The sequence below is a fragment of the Enterobacter sp. BNK-13 genome (assembly GCF_048685015.1).
Lineage (GTDB): Bacteria > Pseudomonadota > Gammaproteobacteria > Enterobacterales > Enterobacteriaceae > Enterobacter > Enterobacter quasiroggenkampii.
In genome coordinates this window covers 3,858,132-3,880,121 of the sequence record NZ_JBLQTP010000001.1, presented here as the reverse complement: position 1 = coordinate 3,880,121, position 21,990 = coordinate 3,858,132, and the positions used below count along the sequence as shown (strand labels likewise).

The window sequence follows — 21,990 nt, the reverse complement described above, 5'->3', positions numbered from 1 at the left end:
GGCAAAAAAACGGAGCTTATCGCTCCGTTTTTTTATGCCTGTCAGTTTGTTGCCGGGTATTCCTGAATGGTGACTTGCAGCGTCAGTTTCTTATCGTTGCGCATGACTTCAACTGGGATGATAGAGCCCGGGCGAATTTCTGCCACCTGGTCCATCGTCTCCAGCGCAGAAACCGCTGGCGTGCCGTTGACCGACACAATGACGTCATTGACCTGAATCCCCGCGTTGGCCGCCGGCCCCCCTGGCGCCACCTCGTTCACCACGATGCCCTGGATCTGATCGATACCGCCACCCTGGGTATGCATCGGCGCAATTTCGCGGCCACCGATACCGATATAGCCGCGGATCACGCGTCCGTCGCGGATCAGCTTATCCATAATTTTGGTCGCCAGCTGGAACGGAATGGCAAAGCCGATCCCTTCCGGCGTCTCACCGTCGTTACTCTTATCGAACGACAGGGTGTTGATGCCCATCAGTTCGCCCAGCGAGTTGACCAGCGCACCGCCGGAGTTACCGTGGTTGATGGAGGCATCGGTTTGCAGGAAATTCTGCCGCCCGGAGGGGTTCAGACCAATACGGCCGGTCGCGCTGATAATCCCCTGGGTGATGGTCTGGCCCAGGTTGTAAGGGTTACCAATCGCCAGGACGACGTCGCCTATATGCGGGGTACGTTTACGGTTGATCGGGATGACCGGCAAACCGCCCGTGGCGTTAATCTTCAGGACGGCGAGGTCGGTCAGGCTGTCAGAGCCAACGAGTAATGCCTCAAACACGCGGCCATCCTGCAGGGCGACGATGATCTGGTCGGCATCGTTTATCACGTGCTTGTTGGTAATAATGTAGCCGCGCTCGTCCATGATCACGCCGGAGCCGAGGGTGCGGATCTCCAGCTGGTTGTGGGCTGAGGTATTCAGGCCACGGTTATAGACGTTAACCACGGCAGGTGCGGCTCGGCGGACGGCCTGATTATAAGTGGCCGGTGTTTCATCCGTGCTATCGAACTGGGGAGCCGACAGTTTATTGAACTGACGTAAGGACGGCAGCGCCAGCAGCAGCAGGCCAGCGACAATCAAACCGATGACAATAGAACGTAAGAGCTTTAAAAGCATGATGCGCGTGTCGTTAAAAAAGGAACGATTTGCAGCATAACATGAGTTATCCGGACATCACACGCAGCGGTGATGTCCGGGTCGCAAATGCTTAGCGCAACAGAATATAGATAGACTCATTGCCGCGCATGACCTGCAGGGCAATAACCGCTGGTTTACTCTCCAGCACCTTGCGCAGTTCGGCAATGGACTGCACGCGATTGCGGTTTACGCCAATGATCACATCTTCCTGATGCAATCCGGCCTGAGCGGCAGGGCTGCTCTTTTCAACGGTGTCGATGCGAATGCCTTTCGTACCGTCTTTCAACTGTCCATCGCTCAGCGTCGCACCCTGCAGCGCCGGGGCGATCAGCTCCGCACTGGCAGAGGAGGAGGTGCTCTTATCCAGCGTCACTTCAACGTTCAGCGGTTTACCGTCACGGATCAGACCCAGCTTCACTTTGGCGCCGGGTTCGGTGGTGGCTATCCGCGAGCGCAGCTCGGCAAAGCTGCTCAGCGGCTTGTCGTTGAGGCTGACGATCACATCGCCCGATTTGATACCTGCTTTTGCCGAGCCGGAGTTAGGCAGCACTTCACTGACAAACGCCCCGCGCTGTACGTTGATGTTGAACGCTTTTGCGATATCCGCGCTCATCTCCATACCTTTAATACCCAGCAGCCCGCGTTTGATTTCACCGAACTGAATGAGCTGCTGTGCCAGCGTTTTGGCCATATTGCTGGGAATCGCAAAACCGATCCCAATGCTGCCGCCGCCCGGGGCCAGAATCGCTGTGTTGATCCCAATCAGCTCACCGTTAAGGTTGAGCAATGCCCCGCCGGAGTTCCCGCGGTTGATTGAGGCATCGGTCTGGATAAAGTTTTCCAGCCCTTCCAGATTGAGGCCGCTACGTCCCAGCGCGGAGACGATCCCGGAGGTGGCGGTTTGCCCTAAGCCAAAGGGGTTGCCTACGGCGACGGCAAAGTCGCCGACGCGTAGTTTGTCGGAATCCGCGATGGCAATCTGGGTCAGGTTGCTCGGGTTTTGCACCTGCAGCAGCGCGATGTCGCTCTGGTCATCGCCGCCAATCAGTTTGGCATCAAATTCGCGGCCATCGTTTAGCTGGACGCTGATTTTATCGGCCTGACTGATGACATGATTGTTAGTCAGAATATAGCCTTTTGCCGCATCGATAATGACGCCAGACCCCAGGCCTTCAAAAGGCTGGGCCTGCTGGTCGGGAGACTCATCGCCAAAATACTTCTTCAGTTCTTCAGGGACGCGTTGGCTTTGTACCGCCGTGCCTTCAACCTGAACGCTGACGACCGCAGGCAACACTTTTTCCAGCATGGGTGCAAGGCTTGGAATGGCCGCCTGGCCAGGCACCTGGGAGGGAATGGCGGCAAATACAGGAACGGACGCCGAGAGAGATAACCCGACACTTAACGCGATAGCGCTCAACAGCTGGTTTTTTTTCTTCATCGATGTTGACTCTCGTAACCTGGAATAAAGGAAAAACGGCCCCAAAAACACGTTGATGTTATTGAATTTTAAACCGCTGAACAATGAGGTGTTTAACTAAATGATAGCTGGGGTCATGAAGAAAGGACGGGCGCAATCGCTGCGCCCGTAAAATAAATTCAGGTTGTGCGATTAATCGCGTTTTACACCGCCGCGCAGCAGGCCGGACGCGCCGTCTGAATAGTCGCGAGGCATCTGAACGGGCGCCTGATCGTTACCGGCCTCAGAGTCTGCCAGACGGTTGCGGAATGGGTTGGTTTCCGCCGTCATTTCCGGCAGCAGGCTGCTGGAGCTTTTTGCCATATGCTGATACAGCTGACGATAGTCGGTCGCCATGTTGTCCAGCAGCTCGGCGCTACGGGCAAAATGGCTGACCAGCTCTTCACGATACTCTTCCAGCTCGGCTTTGTTCTTTTCCAGTTCGTACTGCAGTGACTGCTGCTGACGCAATTTGCGATTACCGAAACGCATGGCCACAGCACCGATGACGATGCCGACGACTAAACCGATTAGCGCATATTCCCAGGTCATGAACTTCTCCCGTTGTCTTGTTGTTCCGTAGGGTGTTGGCTCGGCTCCTGCCTGTGCCTGATAATGCCACTATAACCGCTATTTCCGTAGAAGTGGAATCCTGACGTATCATCGCGTAGTGTAGAACGGCCTTTTTTTCATCAGTCACGTCTGCTGGTGAGCGTTAATTGAAGGAATAACAATAAGATTATGCAAAACCTGTCCCCTGCATCGCGATATCAACTGGCCCTTAACGAGGGTACCCATCAGCCGGATGACGTTCAACGTGAGGCGGTAAGCCGTCTGGAGATGATTTATCAGGAACTCACGGCCAAACCCGCTGAAAACGAACAGAATGGCGGGCTAAAGGCGGCATTTGGGCGGTTGCTCGGAAAAAAAGCGCCACAGGCTCACGCGCCGGTGCGCGGTTTATATATGTGGGGCGGGGTCGGTCGCGGAAAAACCTGGCTGATGGACATGTTCTACCAGAGCCTGCCGGGGGAGCGTAAACAGCGTCTGCACTTCCACCGCTTTATGCTGCGGGTGCATGAAGAGCTGACTGCGCTGCAGGGTAAAAGCGATCCGCTGGAGATTGTGGCCGACCGCTTCAAGGCGGAAACGGACGTGCTCTGCTTCGATGAATTTTTTGTGTCTGACATCACCGATGCCATGCTGTTAGGCGGCCTGATGAAGGCGTTATTTGCCCGCGGGATTACGCTGGTGGCCACGTCGAATATCCCGCCGGACGAGCTGTACCGCAACGGCCTGCAGCGGGCACGCTTCCTGCCCGCCATCGACGCCATTAAGCAGCACTGCGACATTATGAACGTCGATGCCGGTGTCGATTATCGTCTGCGCACGTTAACCCAGGCGCACCTGTGGCTCTCGCCGTTAAATGCAGAGACCACCCGCGAGATGGATACACTCTGGCTGGCGCTGGCGGGGGCAAAACGCGAGCACGCCCCGGAACTTGAGATTAACCATCGTCCGTTGCCTACGCTCGGCGTTGAAAACCAAACGCTGGCGGTCTCCTTTACGACGCTCTGTGTCGATGCTCGTAGCCAGCACGACTACATTGCGCTTTCGCGTCTGTTCCACACCGTGATGGTGCTGGATGTACCGGTGATGACGCGGCTGATGGAGAGCGAGGCGCGGCGTTTCATCGCTCTGGTGGACGAGTTTTATGAGCGCCACGTCAAGCTGGTGGTCAGCGCCGAGGTTCCTTTATATGACATCTACCAGGGCGAGCGGCTGAAGTTTGAGTTCCAGCGCTGCCTGTCTCGTCTGCAGGAGATGCAGAGCGAGGAATACCTGAAGCTGGAGCATATGCCATAATAAATGCCACCCTCTCCCTGAGAAGGGAGCCTTGTAGGCCGGGTAAGGCGCAGCCGCCACCCGGCATTTTCAGCCCCCTCGAAAAACCCATTCCAAATCACATTTAAGGGTCGATCTTTGACCTCAACTTCTCTATAATCTTGCGACCCCACGTTACGAGAAGGTTTTTTTCCCGAAACTTTCTATGTGTCGGCATGAGCTATTCGAAGGGGTAGGTTTGCCGGACTTTGTCGTGTGAACCTCAACTGACTAAACGTTTGGGTGTTCACCAACGTGTAACTTATTATTTGGGTAAGCTTTTAATGAAAACTTTTACAGCTAAACCAGAAACCGTACAGCGCGACTGGTATGTTGTTGACGCGACCGGTAAAACTCTGGGCCGTCTGGCTACTGAACTGGCTCGTCGCCTGCGCGGTAAGCACAAAGCGGAATACACTCCGCACGTTGATACCGGTGATTACATCATCGTTCTGAACGCTGACAAAGTTGCTGTTACCGGCAACAAGCGTACTGACAAAATGTACTACCACCACACCGGCCACATCGGTGGTATCAAAGAAGCGACCTTTGAAGAGATGATTGCTCGCCGTCCTGAGCGTGTGATTGAAATCGCGGTTAAAGGCATGCTGCCAAAAGGCCCGCTGGGTCGTGCTATGTTCCGTAAACTGAAAGTTTACGCAGGCAACGAGCACAACCACGCGGCACAGCAACCGCAAGTTCTTGACATCTAATCGGGATTATAGGCAATGGCTGAAAATCAATACTACGGCACTGGTCGCCGCAAAAGTTCCGCAGCTCGCGTTTTCATCAAACCGGGCAGTGGTAAAATCGTAATCAACCAGCGTTCTCTGGAACAGTACTTCGGTCGCGAAACTGCCCGCATGGTAGTTCGCCAGCCGCTGGAACTGGTTGATATGGTAGAAAAACTGGATCTGTACATCACCGTTAAAGGTGGTGGTATCTCCGGTCAGGCAGGTGCGATCCGTCACGGTATCACCCGCGCTCTGATGGAGTACGACGAATCCCTGCGTTCTGAACTGCGTAAAGCTGGCTTCGTTACTCGTGACGCGCGTCAGGTTGAACGTAAGAAAGTGGGTCTGCGTAAAGCACGTCGTCGTCCACAGTTCTCCAAACGTTAATCCATTCTGCTTACGCAGAACGATGGCGAAAAACCCGCTTCGGCGGGTTTTTTTATGGATAATGCGCAGGTTATCCACAATATCCATGCATATATCTTCTCTTTTTCCACATTTCCAGAATCCCCTCACCACAAAGCCATCAAAATCTGGTAAACTATCATCCAATTTTCTGCCCAAATATCGGTGAATACTCGATTTTTGTTCGATTCTTGAACAATGTGTCTTCTCTGGGATGGGCGATACAACATCTGGCTGGCCCCTGTTGGGCTGGTAGCAGTAAAAATTCTGAATATACCTGGAGGTTTTCATGGCTGTCGCTGCCAACAAACGTTCGGTAATGACGCTGTTTTCTGGTCCTACTGACATTTATAGCCATCAGGTTCGTATCGTGCTGGCCGAGAAGGGTGTCAGTTTTGAGATCGAGCATGTGGAAAAGGATAACCCGCCTCAGGATCTGATCGATCTCAACCCGAGCCAAAGCGTACCGACGCTGGTGGATCGCGAGCTGACCCTGTGGGAATCCCGTATCATTATGGAATATCTGGATGAGCGTTTCCCACATCCGCCGCTGATGCCTGTTTACCCTGTTGCGCGTGGTGAAAGCCGCCTGTACATGCAGCGTATCGAGAAAGACTGGTATTCGCTGATGAACGTGATTACCAGCGGATCCGCTGCCGAAGCCGACGCTGCGCGTAAGCAACTGCGTGAAGAGCTGCTGGCAATCGCCCCGGTGTTTGGTCAGAAGCCGTTCTTCCTGAGCGATGAGTTCAGCCTGGTAGACTGCTACCTGGCACCGCTGCTGTGGCGTCTGCCAACCCTGGGCGTAGAGTTCAGCGGTCCTGGCGCGAAAGAGCTGAAAGGCTACATGACTCGCGTATTCGAACGCGACTCTTTCCTGGCATCTTTAACTGAACCGGAACGTGAAATGCGTCTCGGCCGAGGCTAATGACTGTGGAAATGTCACAACTTACCCCACGCCGTCCGTATCTGCTGCGCGCCTTCTATGAATGGCTGCTGGATAACCAGCTCACGCCGCACCTGGTTGTGGATGTGACGTTGCCGGGCGTGTTGGTTCCAATGGAATACGCACGTGACGGACAGATCGTACTGAACATCGCCCCGCGCGCGGTGGGTAACCTGGAACTGGCGAACGATGAAGTGCGCTTCAACGCGCGTTTCGGCGGCGTACCGCGTCAGGTTTCCGTGCCGCTGGCCGCTGTGCTGGCTATCTACGCCCGTGAAAACGGGGCGGGTACCATGTTTGAGCCAGAAGCGGCGTATGATGAAGAGGTTGCCAGCCTGAATGATGACAATGCATCTGATGAGCGCGAAAGCGACACGGTGATGTCACTTATCGATGGCGACAAACCCGATCATCACGACGACAATGACCCTGATGACGATCCGCCTCCGCGCGGTGGTCGCCCGGCGCTACGCGTCGTCAAATAAATCCCTTTGTCGTCCGTTTATAAAAGCCAGTGATTCACTGGCTTTTTTCTTTATATCCATCAACCGCTGCAACATTTTTAAATAAGCATTGTTTATATCTCTTATTTCTTTATTGTCTGGTTAATAATTAACTAGATTTATAAATGGTGTGAATCAATGAGGTGTAAAGTAATATCAAAGCGCTGAGAAAAGTAAAGTTAAATTCAGAGTAGTATTCTTTTTTTGATGTTAATCTCTTTTTTAAATGGGTAATTCCTTAATAAATTAAGGAAAAGATCAGTTTTTCGTTATCCTTAATAGAATCGTTAATTTTGCTAAATTGCATGTATTTATAAAAACAATACTATGTGCACATGCTGACAAGCATGACGACAATCAGTAACTGGTAAAGGTATTTATCATTACTGGATTAAATATTGCAATTACTCATATGTTAAGGATTAACAAGTGAAAAAAGTTTTACTCGCAACTGCGCTTTCTCTGTGTGTGACATCAGCATTTGCTGCAGACCCTTCAGCGGTACTGAAGGTTAAAGGTACGCTGACCAATGCAGCATGTACACCCGTTCTGAGCAACGGCGGTACTGTTGACTACGGTACAATTAACCTGGGCGATCTGAGTGCGACTGCAACCAACCAGTTGGGCCAGAAAAATATCGACCTGACCATTAACTGCACCGCGGCAACAAAAGTGTCCTGGAATATGGTAGACGACCGCGTGGATTCTAACGCGAACCTGACGGTAACAAACGGTCAGTTTGGTGGTGGCTCTCAAGGTAGTGGCACTGGCCAAACTTACGGTGTGGGCAAAACCGAAGGTGGCGTTAACATCGGTACTTACGCTATGTTTGTTAAAGCAGACAGCGTAACGGCTGATGGTGCTGCGGCAGATCCAATCTATCAGCAGAACGCAACGGGTAACTGGACCAAAACCACCAATGGTTCTACTCAGGGCAGCCATATTCGTGACTTCACCGTCGCGTCTACGGGTACTCTGGACCCGCTGGCTTTCCAGACTGCGACCTTCCCACTGGTGACCTCACTGGCTGTTCAGAACACCGCAACTCTGGCGATTACCGATGATACTCAGCTTGACGGTCAGTTGACCATCAGCCTGCGTTATCTGTAAGACTTTATTGAGTAAAAGTAATTTTAAAATAATCCAGAGAGTGAATGTTCTGCATTTACTCTCTTTTTAACAGCGCGATAAACATGGAATGTTCTGTTGGGCTATCAAGGAGATAATATTATGCAATGCGTAAAATCGAATATATTTAAAACACTTTTCACCCTCGCTTTATTTTCTACCCATTTTGCAGTACATGCAGAAGGTATGGTGCCGGAAACCAGTCTGCTGATTATTGATGAAGCCACGCACAGCGGTACCATCAACGTAAAAAATACGGATTCACACCCATCCCTTTTATATACGAACGTGGTTGACCTGCCGGATGATCAGGGGCTTAAGCTGATCGTCACGCAGCCTGTCGTTCGCCTTGAACCCGGTCAAACGCAGCAGCTTCGTTTTATTTTGCAAAGCAAGCAACCGCTGGACGTTGAGCATTTCAAACGCGTAACGTTTGACGGCATTCCGCCAAAAAATGACGATAAAAAAATTAAAATTGGTATTAACATCCGCCAGGATATTCCAGTGCTAATACGCCCGGCTACGCTGGGGGTTGTGACGGACGCATGGAAATACCTCAAATGGTCAACCGTCGGGTCGTCTGTAAAAGTCACCAATCCAAGTAAGTACGTTGTCCGTCTGGCACAAAAAGTCGTATTACAGCCTTCAGGCGCAAACGCCACGCTTTCCAAAACTTACCTTCTGCCAGGTGAGACGATGACGGCTGCGTTGAATAAAACAACCAGTGGTGACAGCCACGTTAAATTTTTCCCGGCCAGCCGCTATGGCGTTGAAGTGCCGAGCTTTACCTCTGAATTAAATAAATAAAATAGGGATAAAACGGTGAATAAAAAAAGCCGTATTGCACTTTGTGTCCGCGCAGTTCTCTGCGGCACCTTGCCTCTGATGATGTTTGACTCCGCTTCCGTACTCGCAAGGGAAGTGACGTTTGATACGGGAGTAATGAAAACGCTGGGGTTAACGAGCGATTTGAACCATTACTTCGCTGAAGCACCGCGTTTTCTGCCCGGAACCCATTCCGTGAACGTCAAAGTGAATGGTGAAGATCGCGGCATGGCCGCCGTCCGTTTCGATAAGGACGGCGTGCTGTGTTTTGATAACGATCTGCTTGATTTCGCCGGTCTTATGCCGGTTCCGCTGAAGGCAGGCGAGGCGTGCCATGACATCCGTGACGATTACCCGAAAGCGGTGATCAACGCGTTGCCAAACCAGGAAGCCGTTGAGTTATACCTGCCGCCTGAAGCGGTAAACAGCCTGTCGTCGGATATCCGAAACTTCCAGCACGGCGGTGCCGCCGGGATGCTCAACTATTCGCTATTCAGCACCCGTAACGAATATGGCGGTAGCGACAATTCCCGCTATTCGCAGGCCAATCTGGAAGCGGGTTTCAACGCTTTTGACTGGTCGCTTCGCAGTAATTACATCCTGACGGATGACAATGGCAAGAAAAATGCCGACAGCATTTACACCTACGCGGAGCATGTTTTTGTCCCGCAGAAGTTAACCATGCAGGTCGGTGAAATTAACGCCCTGTCTAATGTGTTGAGCGGCATACCCATTACCGGCATCCAGCTTATGCCGACCAACGGGCTGACAAGAGACGGTAGCGGCGTCAGCGTGTCCGGCATTGCCCGTTCTTCGCAGGCTCGCGTGGAGATTCGCCAGAACAATCAGCTGATTTTCAGTACGCTCGTGCCCGCGGGGCCATTTACGCTGGATGACGTGCCGATTGCGCGTAACAACGTCGATTTGGACGTTTCCGTCGTGGAGTCTGACGGCTCAACGAATCACTTTATTGTTCCTGCAGCCGCCGTGAAGCAGCGCAACCTTTCACGCCCGCAGGGGCTTACCGTGTCAGCGGGTCAGGTGCGCAGCATCGACAGCGACTACAGCGATCCGCTAGTGATGAACGTGTCCGACGGCTGGCGCATTTTCCCGTGGATGAACCTTCTGGCCTCCGGTACTGCCGCTCAGGATTATCAGGCGGCTGGCGGTCGCACCGATTTTCTGATCAACGACCTCTGGTCTGTTTCCACGACGGTTGCGGCAAGCCAGGAATCGTTTGGTGACAGCAACAGTGGCCTTAAAACCGAGCTGGGAAGCGACCTTACGCTTTCCTCCCATGTCTCGCTTTCCACCAGCGCGACGCACTACAGCGGCGGCTATCGTGAGATGGCAGAAGCAATGGACGACGATTACCAGGGATACGATAACGCCTATTCCGGCAGCGTACATTTTTCATCCGATCTGGCAGGCGTTTTCTCAGCAGGCTTCAACTACAACCAGAGCAGCGGGGACTATGAAGATTCCCGCTATCTGCTGCTGTCGTGGGGTAAGACGTTCAAATATGCCAGCGTGACTGCCAACTGGCAAAGCGCCGTGGGCAACGTCGATGACGATCAGGACGATGAAATGCTGTACATCAACGTCAGCATTCCATTGAGTCCAGGGCAATCTGTGAGCACCTACATGCGCAAGCAGGGCGACAATACCACTTACGGTGTCGCCAACAGCGGCTCACTGGGCGACAACACGCACTACTATATCGCCGCGGATCGTGACCAGTCCTCCAGTGATAATAGCTTCAACGGTAACATCAACACCAACCTGCACTATACCCAGCTGAGCGTGGGTGGCGGCACCAGCGGTGATAATCAGCGTAACTATAACGCCACCCTGGCGGGCGGCATCGCTATGCACAAAAATGGCGTGACGTTCTCGCCGTATGCGATTCGCGATACCTTTGCCATTGCCAGACTGAGCGAGAAGAAAAGCGGGGTAGAAATCGCCACGCCACAGGGTACGGTCTGGACCGATGCCTGGGGTCAGGCGGTCGTACCTTCGCTTAACGAGTGGCGCAATTCGCGTATTGAAGTGGATGCCAACAAGCTGCCGCAGAATATGACGCTGGCAAACGGCACCCGATATATCGCCGCAGGTCACGCTTCAGTCAGCGAGCTTGACTTCAGGGTGCTAAACAGCCGTCGTGTGATGCTGCGTATGAAGCAAGCCGATGGTCAGCCGCTGAAAAAAGGGCTGACGGTCGTGGATGAGAAGGGCAACTACATTGTTACGGTCGTTGATGATGGTCATGTCTTTATCAACGATGCGGATCAGCTATCGGCGCTCTACGCCATGGATGCCAACAACAATCGTCTGTGCAAACTCGATTTCGCTCTTCCAGAGAAACGCGATGAAGATGCCTTCTATGAAGAAGTAAACGGAGTATGCCGATGAATTATCAACAAACAGTTGGATTAACCGCGCTGGGGATACTTTTCTTCGCGGCGACTGCACATGCGGAAGATTGCCAAATAACGCTCTCGCAGCCGGTGGTGGATTACCACGAAATGCGTCGAGATAATATCGATAAAACCCAGCAGAACTGGCACAAAATGGCGGACCGTACCCTCAACGTTAACGTTTACTGTCCGCAGCCGCAGCAAATGGCGGTGTTGCTTCAGGGGACGGCAGGCGATAAAGGGCGCTTCACATTCGGCCAGTCTGGCGGAATGGCGGTGAAAATCGATGAGATGACCGTTGACGGTAAAAATTATACCGTCGGTAAAACGGTCGACCAGCTCAATTTTACTCCGCAAAGCGGCACGCCTTCGCCGTTTTATGTGCGTAATAATGAAGCGGTTATTGCGGTTGATAATAATCAGGTGCCTTCAGGCCAGCAGATGAATTTCCGGGTGACGCTATCACCCGTGCTGGATGACAATGCGTTTAGCCGCATCACCGATCAAACCGCACTGGAAAGTGATTTAACCTGGACCCTGCTGACGAAGTAGCGGTTCGGGTATTAAATAAAAATAATGAAGAGAAAATAAGCTTCATTATTTTTGTCGTCGATGAAATGAATATTTTTATCCTTTCTGATAAGTGAATGCGCTGGGAGGAAAGATATATATTCATTTAACGGCATGAATGCCGTAATTGGTTTGTTATAAATAGATTAAACGTTAAGGATTAACGAATGAAAAAAGTATGGCTTGCAACTGTTCTGTCTCTTTGTGTCTCTTCTGCATTTGCAGCTGACCCGAGCGCCGTTTTGAAGTTAAAAGGTACGTTAACTAATGCGTCCTGTACCCCAACGCTGAGCGGCGGCGGCACCATTGACTACGGCACCGTCAATCTGGGCTCGCTGAGCGCCACTGCAGTTAACCAACTGGGACAAAAAGACTTCTCCCTGACGATTAGCTGCCAGGCGCCTATCAAAGTGGGCTTTAGCGTGAATGATGACCGTAGCGGCACGGCGGCGAATGTGGTCGTTAAAAACGGTACCGTAGCCGGTGTTGACGTCCTCCAGCCGGTAAACCTGTTTGGCGTAAACACCACGGCAGGCAACGTGAAGATTGGTAACTACAGCATGTTTGTTAAAACCGACAGCGTAACGGCAGATGGTAATGCAGTCGGAGTGACCTACAGCTCAGATAATGGAACGTCCTGGTCTAACGTGGGTTCGCTGATGCAGAACAACGCCAGTGAAATTGTGACTGTTGCAACCACCGGAGAAACGGCACCACTGGCCTTTACTCAGGCCGTTGTACCAATGGCTATTTCGCTTGCGATTCAGGACACCACGACGCTGGCAATTACCGATGATACCAGCATTGATGGGCAGGCAACCTTCACGCTGAAATATCTGTAATTTATTTTTTAATTACGCTTTATTTAGCAAAGGGAATAAACCGGAAGGTTTATTCCCTTTTTTCTTACACTTCCAGGTAATTCAGTATCCCGTCAGCCGCCTTGCGGCCTTCGGCAATCGCCGTCACCACCAGGTCGGAACCGCGAACGATATCGCCACCGGCGAAGATTTTCGGGTTGCTGGTCTGGAACGCGTTATCGCTACCTTCTGGCGCAATAATGCGGCCCTGTGAATCCAGCTCAACGCTGTGCTTCGCCAGCCATTCCATGCTGTGAGGACGGAAACCGAACGCCATCACCACGGCGTCGGCCGGAATGACATGTTCAGAACCGGCCACGATCTCGGCGCGACGACGGCCTTTCGCATCCGGTGCGCCCATCTCGGTACGCGCCATCTTCACGCCGCTCACTTTACCGTTGGCATTCACTTCAATACCCAGAGGCTGGATGTTGAACTGGAACTCCACGCCCTCTTCACGCGCGTTTTTCACTTCGCGCTTAGAGCCCGGCATGTTCTCTTCGTCACGACGGTAGGCGCAGATCACGTGTGCCGCATTCTGACGAATGGAGGTACGCACGCAGTCCATCGCGGTATCACCGCCGCCCAGCACCACCACGCGTTTGCCTTCCATGCTGACGAAAGGCTCATCGGCGGTTTCGCCGTAGCCCATGATCTGCTTGGTGTTGGCAATCAGGAACGGCAGCGCGTCGTACACGCCCGGCGCGTCTTCGTTCTCCAGACCGCCGCGCATGGACTGATAGGTGCCCACGCCCAGGAACACGGCGTCGTAATCCTTCAGCAGGTCGTCGAGCTGCACGTCGCGGCCCACTTCCACGTTCAGTTTGAACTCAATGCCCATGCCGGTGAAGATTTCGCGGCGACGGGTCATGACCTCTTTTTCCAGCTTGAAGGCCGGGATACCGAAGGTCAGCAGGCCGCCGATCTCCGGATGACGGTCAAAGACCACCGCCTTCACGCCGTTGCGGGTCAGCACGTCCGCACAGGCCAGGCCCGCCGGGCCCGCGCCGATGATCGCCACGCGCTTGTCGGTTTGCTTCACGCCGGTCATGTCCGGACGCCAGCCCATCTCAAACGCTTTATCGTTGATGTAGCGCTCGATGTTGCCGATGGTCACCGCGCCGAACTCGTCATTCAGCGTACAGGAACCTTCGCACAGACGGTCCTGAGGACACACACGGCCGCACACTTCCGGCAGGGTGTTGGTCTGGTGAGAGAGTTCGGCGGCTTCAAAAATACGTCCTTCGTTGGCCAGCTTCAGCCAGTTCGGGATGTAGTTGTGTACCGGACATTTCCATTCGCAGTAAGGGTTACCGCAGGACAGGCAGCGGTCTGCCTGTGCTTTGGCCTGGCCTTCTGAAAACGGCTCGTAGATTTCAACAAATTCAATTTTACGGATCTTCAGCGGTTTCTTTGGCGGATCAACACGCTGCAGGTCGATAAACTGGTATACGTTCTGGCTCATCTGAATTCCTTACTGCGCCTGCACGCGCAGCTCTGCTGCGCTACGACTACGGTGACCCAACAGGGCTTTAACATCGCTGGACTTCGGCTTAACCAGCGCGAATTTCGCAGAGAACGCTGGCCAGTTCGCCAGGATCTCTTCGCCGCGCGAAGAACCGGTATGCTGCACGTGTTCGGTAATCAAACCGCGCAGGTGTTCTTCGTGGATAGCCAGCGTGTCAACGTCCAGCACTTCCACCAGCTCCGGGTTCACGCGTTTGCGGAACTCACCGTCTTCATCCAGGACGTAGGCAAAACCACCCGTCATGCCTGCGCCGAAGTTCACGCCGGTTTTACCCAGAACGCAAACAATCCCGCCCGTCATGTACTCACAACCGTTATCGCCAATGCCTTCCACCACGGTGATGGCACCGGAGTTACGCACCGCAAAACGCTCGCCCGCACGACCTGCTGCGAACAGACGACCGCCTGTCGCGCCGTACAGGCAGGTGTTACCGATAATGCTGGCTTCATGGCTGCGGAAGGCTGAGCCGACCGGAGGACGCACCGCCAGCAGACCACCCGCCATGCCTTTGCCGACGTAGTCGTTGGCATCGCCGGTCAGATACAGCTCAACGCCGCCTGCGTTCCACACGCCGAAGCTCTGACCCGCGGTACCGCTGAAGTGCGCGGTAATCGGATCGGCCGCCAGCCCCTGGTCACCGTGCGTCTGCGCGATGTAACCGGAGAGGGAGGCACCCACGGAACGGTCGGTGTTGCGGATATCAAACCAGAACGTTTTGCTCTGCTTGTCGTCCACATACGGCTTCGCCTGCTGCAGCAACTGCGCGTTCAGCACGCCGTTATCGAACGGCGGGTTGTTCTCGGTGCAGTAGACCGCTTTGCCAGGATGCGGCTGCGCGGTTTCCAGTAGCTTGCTCAACTCCAGCTTCTGCTGCTTGGCGGTGAAGCCTTCCAGCTCTTTCAGCAGATCGGTGCGGCCAATCAGGTCTACCAGACGCTTCACACCCAGCTGCGCCATCAGCTCGCGGGTTTCGCGGGCAATGAACTCAAAGTAGTTGGTCACTTTGAACGGCAGGCCGTGATAGTGGTTCTTACGCAGCTTCTCGTCCTGGGTTGCAACGCCGGTTGCGCAGTTGTTCAGGTGGCAAATACGCAGGTATTTACAGCCCAGCGCGACCATTGGACCGGTACCGAAACCGAAGCTTTCCGCACCGAGGATCGCCGCCTTGATGATGTCGAGGCCGGTTTTCAGACCGCCATCCACCTGCAGACGGATCTTATGACGCAGACCGTTAGCCACCAGCGCCTGCTGGGTTTCCACCAGGCCAAGCTCCCACGGACAACCCGCATATTTCACGGAGGAGAGCGGGCTTGCACCGGTACCGCCGTCATAACCGGCGATGGTGATAAGGTCCGCATAGGCCTTCGCCACGCCGGTCGCGATGGTGCCGACGCCCGGTTCGGAAACCAGCTTCACGGAGATCATCGCCTTCGGGTTGACCTGCTTCAGGTCGAAAATCAGCTGCGCCAGGTCCTCGATAGAGTAGATATCGTGGTGCGGCGGCGGGGAGATCAGCGTCACGCCCGGTACCGAGTAGCGCAGTTTGGCGATGTACGGCGTGACTTTATCACCCGGTAACTGACCGCCTTCGCCCGGTTTTGCACCCTGCGCGACCTTAATCTGAATCACGTCGGCGTTGACCAGGTACGCTGGCGTCACGCCAAAGCGGCCGGATGCCACCTGCTTGATACGGGACACCTTGTTGGTGCCGTAGCGCGCCGGATCTTCACCGCCCTCGCCGGAGTTAGAGTTGCCGCCGATGCTGTTCATGGCTTCCGCCAGCGCTTCGTGGGCTTCCGGACTCAGCGCGCCGATGGACATCGCCGCGGTATCGAAGCGTTTAAACAGTTCGGATGCCGGCTCAACATCGTCAATGCTGACCGCTTCATCACCCGGATTCAGGGCAATGAGGTCGCGCAGCGTTGCCGCCGGACGGTTGTTCACCAGCTCAGCGTACTGCTGATAATCACGGTATTCGCCGCTCTGAACCGCCTGCTGCAGCGTGCGCACCACGTCCGGGTTGTAGGCGTGGTATTCGCCGCCGTGAACGTATTTCAGCAGACCGCCCTGATCCAGCGGCTTACGTGCCAGCCAGGCGCGTTTGGACAGGTTCACCAGATCCTGCTGGAAGTCAGCAAAACCGGCGCCGCCGATGCGGCTGACCACGCCCTGGAAGCAGAGGTTGGCGACCTCGTCATGCAGGCCGACCGCTTCAAACAGCTTCGAGCAGCGGTAGGAGGCAATGGTCGAGATGCCCATTTTGGACATGATCTTGTACAGACCTTTGTTGATACCGTTACGGTAGTTCAGCATCACCGCGCGATAATCTTTGTCGATCGCGCGGGTATCCACCAGACGGGCCAGCGTTTCGTAGGCCAGATACGGATAGATCGCCGTCGCGCCAAAGCCTAACAGCACGGCAAAGTGGTGCGGATCGCGCGCGCTGGCGGTTTCAACAATAATGTTGGCGTCGCAGCGCAGGCTTTTATCGACCAGACGCGTCTGGATAGCGCCTACCGCCATCGGGGCCGGTACCGGCAGACGGTTTTTCGCGATGTTGCGGTCGGACAATACCAGCAGCACGGTACCGTTACGCACCATCTGTTCGGCTTTGTCACACAGCGCATTCACCGTCTCTTCGAGGCTCGCCTCGTTCACGTCGAAGGTAATGTCGAGCGTGTCGGCGCGGTAGTGCTCCTCTTTCATAGTGGTGAGCTGTTTGAAATCGGAGTACAGCAGGATCGGCGATTTAAAGGTCAGACGGTGCGCCTGGCCTTCGGCCTCGCAGAAGACGTTCATCTCGCGACCGATGCTGGTGGCCAGCGACATCACGTGTGCTTCACGCAGTGGATCGATTGGCGGGTTAGTCACCTGCGCGAACTGCTGACGGAAGTAGTCATAGATGATGCGCGGCTGGCTGGAGAGCACGGCAAACGGGGTATCGTCACCCATCGAGCCGACCGCTTCCTGGCCGTTTTCACCGAGCACGCGGATGACGGAGTCCAGCTCTTCCGCGCTGTAGTTAAATTGCTTCTGGTAGCTGGCGAGGGTGTCATCGTCCAGCTCGCGGCTGCCCACTTCTTCGTCCGACAGATCTTCAAACGGCACCAGACGACGCACGTTTTTCTCCATCCACTCTTTGTACGGGTGGCGGCTCTTCAGATCATTGTCGGTTTCGGCGGAGTGCAGGATGCGCCCACCGCGGGTGTCGATCACCATCAGCTCGCCCGGACCGACGCGGCCTTTCTCGACCACTTCGTCTGGCTGGTAATCCCAGATGCCGACTTCAGAGGCACAGGTGATGAGCTTGTCTTTGGTGATGACGTAGCGCGCCGGACGCAGACCGTTACGGTCCAGGTTACAGGCGGCAAAACGACCGTCGGACATGACGATGCCCGCCGGACCATCCCACGGCTCCATGTGCATGGAGTTGAAGTCGAAGAACGCGCGCAGCTCAGGATCCATATCCGGGTTGTTCTGCCAGGCCGGCGGCACGAGCAGACGCATAGCACGCACGATATCCATCCCGCCCGCCAGCAGCAGTTCCAGCATGTTATCCATCGAGCTGGAGTCCGAGCCGGTTTCGTTCACGAACGGCGCGGCATCGTGCAGATCGGGGATCAGCGGCGTCTGGAATTTATAGGTACGGGCGCGGGCCCACTGGCGGTTACCGGTGATGGTGTTGATCTCGCCGTTGTGCGCCAGGTAGCGGAACGGCTGCGCCAGCGGCCAGCGTGGTACGGTGTTGGTGGAGAAGCGCTGGTGGAACAGGCAAATGGCCGATTCCAGACGCAGGTCCGCCAGGTCCAGGTAGAAGCGCGGCAGGTCAGCCGGCATACACAGACCTTTATAGATGTTCACCAGGTTAGAGAGGCTACAGACGTAGAACTCTTTATCGTCCTGGAGACGTTTTTCAATGCGGCGACGGGCAATAAACAGACGGCGTTCCATATCACGCGGACGCCAGCCCGCAGGCGCGTTGACGAAAATCTGTTCAATACGAGGCAGCGAGGAGAGGGCGATTTCACCGAGCACTCCTTCGTTGGTTGGCACATCGCGCCAGCCGACAATCGACAGGGTTTCACGCTGAAGTTCTTCTTCGACGATGCGGCGTGAGGCGGCAGCCTTTTCAGGATCCTGATTCAGGAACAGCATGCCGACAGCGTAGTTTTTGGCTAAACGCCAGCCGCGCTCTTCCGCCACGATACGGAAGAAACGATCCGGTTTTTGCAGCAGCAGGCCGCAACCGTCGCCGGTTTTACCATCGGCAAGGATGGCGCCACGGTGCTGCATACGGGCCAGTGCGTGAATAGCAGTACGCACTACCTTGTGGCTAGGTTCGCCTTCTATGTGGGCGATCAGGCCGAAACCACAGTTATCCTTCTCAAGGGATTTATCGTACAACATATCAGTGAACCTCCCCAGGCTCGTCGGGCTTCCCACTGAACTTTACCGTGGCGCACAGGCACAGAAAGAGCATGGCGACGGGGGTTGCGTTTCATACGCGGACCTCGCATTCGCCCTCTTTTTCATCCTTTCGCGCAGGTAAACAAGTTTGAGGACTTGCTTCAGAGGGAATCTCAATTACTGCATAAATATGATGAGCAGGCCGCTCATCCAGAAAGCTTCCAGCGGATTTCCAACTTATCGGGAATTGGTACACAGGTCAAATGGCAATCTTATTTATACAAAAATGTGCTAAAGAGTGATTATATGATTGTATTTAAAGGTTATTTAACTAATTTTACATTGATTGAATGCCCTGAAAGAGCGCAGCGGAGTGTGATCTGACTCACTATATGAAAGCGGTATTATCAATGTAGCGTGCTGAATAGCGGTTTTATAGCAGAACAATAATCTGGAATTGTCTGCAAACCCGCATAAACACACTGTTTTTCAGTGCTGGCGCTATAAATGAAAAAAACAATCAGAACATAAGGAAAAGTAATCACGTACGGCGTGAATGAAGTTGCAGTAATCCTGAGTATTTATTCATATAGATAAAGGCCGTCCAGGGCGATTGATCCAGGTCATCGCCGACAGAGGCTAAAAATGGCAGGCTTGTCCCCTTTCTCCGGGACGGTCTATCAGATTATGCAGTTACAGAAATTAGTCAATATGTTTGGTGGGGATCTTTTGCAGCGGTACGGGCAAAAGGTTCATAAGCTGACGCTGCACGGCGGGTTTAGCTGCCCGAATCGCGACGGCACCATCGGGCGCGGCGGCTGCACCTTCTGTAACGTCGCGTCGTTTGCCGATGAAGCGCAGCAGCATCATTCTATCGCTGAGCAGCTTGCCCACCAGGCCAGCCAGGTGAACCGCGCGAAGCAGTATCTGGCCTATTTTCAGGCTTATACCAGCACGTGGGCGGAGGTGCAGGTATTGCGTTCGATGTATCAGCAGGCCATCAGCCAGGCCAGTATCGTTGGGCTGTGCGTGGGAACCCGCCCGGACTGCGTTCCGGACGCGGTGCTGGACCTGCTCAGCGAGTACAAAGAACAAGGCTACGAGATCTGGCTGGAGCTGGGCTTGCAAACGGCACATGACAAAACGCTGCACCGTATTAACCGTGGGCATGATTTTGCCTGCTACCAACGCACCACGCGGCTGGCCCGCGAGCGCGGGCTGAAGGTCTGTTCGCACCTGATTGTTGGGTTACCCGGCGAAGGTCAACAGCATGGCCTTGAAACGCTGGAAAGGGTCGTTGAAACCGGCGTGGACGGCATCAAGTTGCATCCGCTGCATATCGTGAAAGGCAGCATTATGGCGAAAGCCTGGGAGGCCGGGCGGTTAAGCGGTATCGAGCTTGAGGACTATACGGTGACGGCGGGGGAGATGATTCGCCACACGCCACCGGAGATTGTCTACCACCGCATCTCGGCCAGCGCCCGCCGCCCAACGCTTCTGGCACCGCTGTGGTGTGAGAACCGCTGGACGGGGATGGTGGAAATAGACCGCTACCTGCAGGAGAACGGCGTACAGGGTTCGGCGCTGGGCCACCCGTGGGTTCCCCATTTACCTGCGACGGCCGCCTAACAAACTCCCCAGCATGCCGCGCACGATCTGATTGGTGACCTGTCGGGCTGCGCTTTTCGCCATGGTCTGCACTACGCCGTCGCGTTTGCCGCCGCGCGGCCCGGTGCTGCCGAACAGAATGTCTTTGAGCCCACCGAGAATGCCGTCATCAACGGCGACTGATTGCCCTTTAGCGGCAGGTGCATCCTGCGATTCCGTTGTCGCCTGGACCCCTTTTTGCAGCATCTCGAACGCGGACTCGCGATCCACCTCGTCTTCGTATTTCCCGTAAACCGGAGAGTGGTTAATCAGGCCGTTGCGCTCATCGTCGGTCACCGGCCCCATGCGCGAGCAAGGTGCAATGACCATGGCGCGTTCCACCACGGACGGGCTGCCCTTCGCATCGAGGAACGAGATCAGCGCTTCACCGGTGCCTAACGCCTGAATCGCCGCTTCGGTATCAAAGGCAGGGTTGGCGCGCATGGTTTGCGCGGCGGCTTTCACCGCTTTCTGATCTTTCGGCGTGAAGGCGCGCAGGGCGTGCTGTACGCGGTTACCAAGCTGACCCAGCACGTTATCCGGGATATCTGACGGGTTTTGCGAGACAAACCAGACGCCGACGCCTTTGGAGCGGATCAGGCGGATAACCTGTTCGATCTTATCCAGCAGTACCTGAGGTGCATCGTTAAACAGCAGATGCGCTTCGTCAAAGAAGAACACCAGCTTCGGTTTTTCCAGATCGCCTGCTTCGGGTAATTGTTCATAGAGTTCGGAGAGCATCCACAGCAGGCTGGCGGCATAGAGTTTCGGCATCTGGTAGAGCTTCTCTGAGCTCAGGATGTTAATAATGCCTTTGCCACTGCTGTCGGTGCGCATCCAGTCTTTGATATCCAGCATGGGTTCACCAAAGAAATGTTCAGCGCCCTGTTGCTCAAGCGTCAGTAGCCCACGCTGAATAGCGCCCACCGAGGCGCTGCTGATGTTGCCGTACTGGTTCTGGAAGGATTTGGCGTTATCGCCGATGTACTGCGTAATGGCGCGCAGATCTTTGAAATCAAGCAGCAGTAGCCCCTGGTCATCGGCAATGCGGAAGATAATATTCAGCACGCCGGACTGCACGTCGTTGAGGTTAAGCAGACGGGCCAGCAGCAGCGGGCCAAGATCGGAGACGGTGGCGCGTACCGGGTGGCCTTTTTCACCGAAGATGTCCCACACCACCACCGGGTTACCGTGCGGCGTCCAGTCCGTGATGCCAATATTCTTCAGCCGTTCGAGCAGTTTTTCAGAGGCCGTCCCTTCCTGAGCCACACCGGTTAAATCGCCTTTTACGTCAGCCATAAAGACTGGTACGCCAATCTCCGAAAGCGACTCCGCCAGCTTTTGCAGGGTGACGGTTTTCCCCGTCCCGGTCGCGCCGGTGATCAGACCGTGGCGGTTCGCCATCGCGGGCAGTAAATAGAGCTCTTTTTCCAGCGTCCGGGCAATTAACAATGGTGTACTCATGATGCGCTTCCTCTCTTAGTCCTGGGTGGAGTATAGGCAACCTGATAGCAATTTGGTTGAGTAAATTCCTGACTTTGCGGCGCATT

General features: G+C 54.5%; 17 protein-coding genes. 11 read left to right on the top strand and 6 right to left on the bottom strand.

Annotated elements, in window-relative coordinates; genetic code table 11:
* Positions 1-41 precede the first annotated feature (41 nt).
* From degS to zapG, 3 genes are all read right to left on the bottom strand, one after another.
* Complete coding sequence (gene degS, locus ACMGGQ_RS18705; RefSeq protein ID WP_008502834.1) at positions 42-1,109, bottom strand: outer membrane-stress sensor serine endopeptidase DegS; 1,068 nt, start codon at positions 1,107-1,109, stop codon at positions 42-44.
* A gap of 91 nt (positions 1,110-1,200) precedes the next feature.
* The gene (degQ, locus tag ACMGGQ_RS18700) at positions 1,201-2,568 is read right to left on the bottom strand and encodes a serine endoprotease DegQ (RefSeq protein WP_045910128.1); all 1,368 of its coding nucleotides are present in this window, start codon (positions 2,566-2,568) and stop codon (positions 1,201-1,203) included.
* Between the two features lie 171 nt (positions 2,569-2,739).
* Complete coding sequence (gene zapG, locus ACMGGQ_RS18695) at positions 2,740-3,138, bottom strand: Z-ring associated protein ZapG (protein ID WP_008502832.1); 399 nt, start codon at positions 3,136-3,138, stop codon at positions 2,740-2,742.
* A gap of 189 nt (positions 3,139-3,327) precedes the next feature.
* Between zapG and zapE the strand changes: the two genes are divergently transcribed.
* The 10 genes from zapE (at position 3,328) to ACMGGQ_RS18645 (ending at position 12,840) form a co-directional block, all read left to right on the top strand.
* Positions 3,328-4,452 (top strand): cell division protein ZapE, encoded by a 1,125-nt coding sequence (gene zapE / locus ACMGGQ_RS18690; RefSeq protein ID WP_420290392.1) that lies wholly within the window; start codon positions 3,328-3,330, stop codon positions 4,450-4,452.
* A 302-nt stretch (positions 4,453-4,754) separates the two neighbouring features.
* Positions 4,755-5,183: a 50S ribosomal protein L13 gene (rplM, locus tag ACMGGQ_RS18685; RefSeq protein WP_003860434.1), complete on the top strand. Its 429-nt coding sequence runs from the start codon at positions 4,755-4,757 to the stop codon at positions 5,181-5,183.
* Between the two features lie 15 nt (positions 5,184-5,198).
* Complete coding sequence (gene rpsI, locus ACMGGQ_RS18680; RefSeq protein WP_003860436.1) at positions 5,199-5,591, top strand: 30S ribosomal protein S9; 393 nt, start codon at positions 5,199-5,201, stop codon at positions 5,589-5,591.
* Between the two features lie 307 nt (positions 5,592-5,898).
* Complete coding sequence (sspA, locus tag ACMGGQ_RS18675; RefSeq protein ID WP_025756674.1) at positions 5,899-6,537, top strand: stringent starvation protein SspA; 639 nt, start codon at positions 5,899-5,901, stop codon at positions 6,535-6,537.
* Positions 6,538-6,542: 5 nt separating this feature from the next.
* Positions 6,543-7,040: a ClpXP protease specificity-enhancing factor gene (sspB, locus tag ACMGGQ_RS18670; RefSeq protein WP_045355426.1), complete on the top strand. Its 498-nt coding sequence runs from the start codon at positions 6,543-6,545 to the stop codon at positions 7,038-7,040.
* A gap of 447 nt (positions 7,041-7,487) precedes the next feature.
* The gene (locus ACMGGQ_RS18665; protein ID WP_045910126.1) at positions 7,488-8,168 is read left to right on the top strand and encodes a DUF1120 domain-containing protein; all 681 of its coding nucleotides are present in this window, start codon (positions 7,488-7,490) and stop codon (positions 8,166-8,168) included.
* A 120-nt stretch (positions 8,169-8,288) separates the two neighbouring features.
* Complete coding sequence (locus ACMGGQ_RS18660; protein ID WP_045910125.1) at positions 8,289-8,993, top strand: fimbria/pilus chaperone family protein; 705 nt, start codon at positions 8,289-8,291, stop codon at positions 8,991-8,993.
* Between the two features lie 15 nt (positions 8,994-9,008).
* Positions 9,009-11,423: a fimbrial biogenesis outer membrane usher protein gene (locus ACMGGQ_RS18655; RefSeq protein ID WP_045910124.1), complete on the top strand. Its 2,415-nt coding sequence runs from the start codon at positions 9,009-9,011 to the stop codon at positions 11,421-11,423.
* Positions 11,420-11,980, top strand: coding sequence for a hypothetical protein (locus ACMGGQ_RS18650; RefSeq protein ID WP_048028813.1), 561 nt, complete (start codon positions 11,420-11,422; stop codon positions 11,978-11,980). The genes ACMGGQ_RS18655 and ACMGGQ_RS18650 overlap by 4 nt, the downstream gene beginning before the upstream one ends.
* A gap of 185 nt (positions 11,981-12,165) precedes the next feature.
* Positions 12,166-12,840: a DUF1120 domain-containing protein gene (locus ACMGGQ_RS18645; protein ID WP_048028815.1), complete on the top strand. Its 675-nt coding sequence runs from the start codon at positions 12,166-12,168 to the stop codon at positions 12,838-12,840.
* A gap of 64 nt (positions 12,841-12,904) precedes the next feature.
* Here ACMGGQ_RS18645 and gltD read toward each other — a convergent pair whose 3' ends face one another.
* Positions 12,905-14,323 carry a glutamate synthase subunit GltD gene (gltD, locus tag ACMGGQ_RS18640; protein WP_014833470.1) on the bottom strand — a complete coding sequence of 473 codons (1,419 nt, stop codon included), beginning with the start codon at positions 14,321-14,323 and terminating at the stop codon, positions 12,905-12,907.
* 9 nt (positions 14,324-14,332) lie between these two features.
* A complete protein-coding gene (gene gltB, locus ACMGGQ_RS18635) occupies positions 14,333-18,793 on the bottom strand; it encodes a glutamate synthase large subunit (RefSeq protein WP_048225139.1) in 4,461 nt (1,486 codons plus the stop codon).
* 687 nt (positions 18,794-19,480) lie between these two features.
* On the opposite strand from gltB, the gene ACMGGQ_RS18630 reads away from it, so the two are divergent.
* The gene (locus ACMGGQ_RS18630) at positions 19,481-20,422 is read left to right on the top strand and encodes a TIGR01212 family radical SAM protein (protein ID WP_420290581.1); all 942 of its coding nucleotides are present in this window, start codon (positions 19,481-19,483) and stop codon (positions 20,420-20,422) included.
* Here the strand turns inward: ACMGGQ_RS18630 and ACMGGQ_RS18625 are convergent.
* On the bottom strand, positions 20,402-21,904 hold the full coding sequence (locus tag ACMGGQ_RS18625; RefSeq protein WP_008502820.1) for a helicase HerA-like C-terminal domain-containing protein: 1,503 nt from the start codon (positions 21,902-21,904) through the stop codon (positions 20,402-20,404). The two genes, ACMGGQ_RS18630 and ACMGGQ_RS18625, sit on opposite strands and share 21 nt — an antisense overlap.
* Positions 21,905-21,990 lie beyond the last annotated feature (86 nt).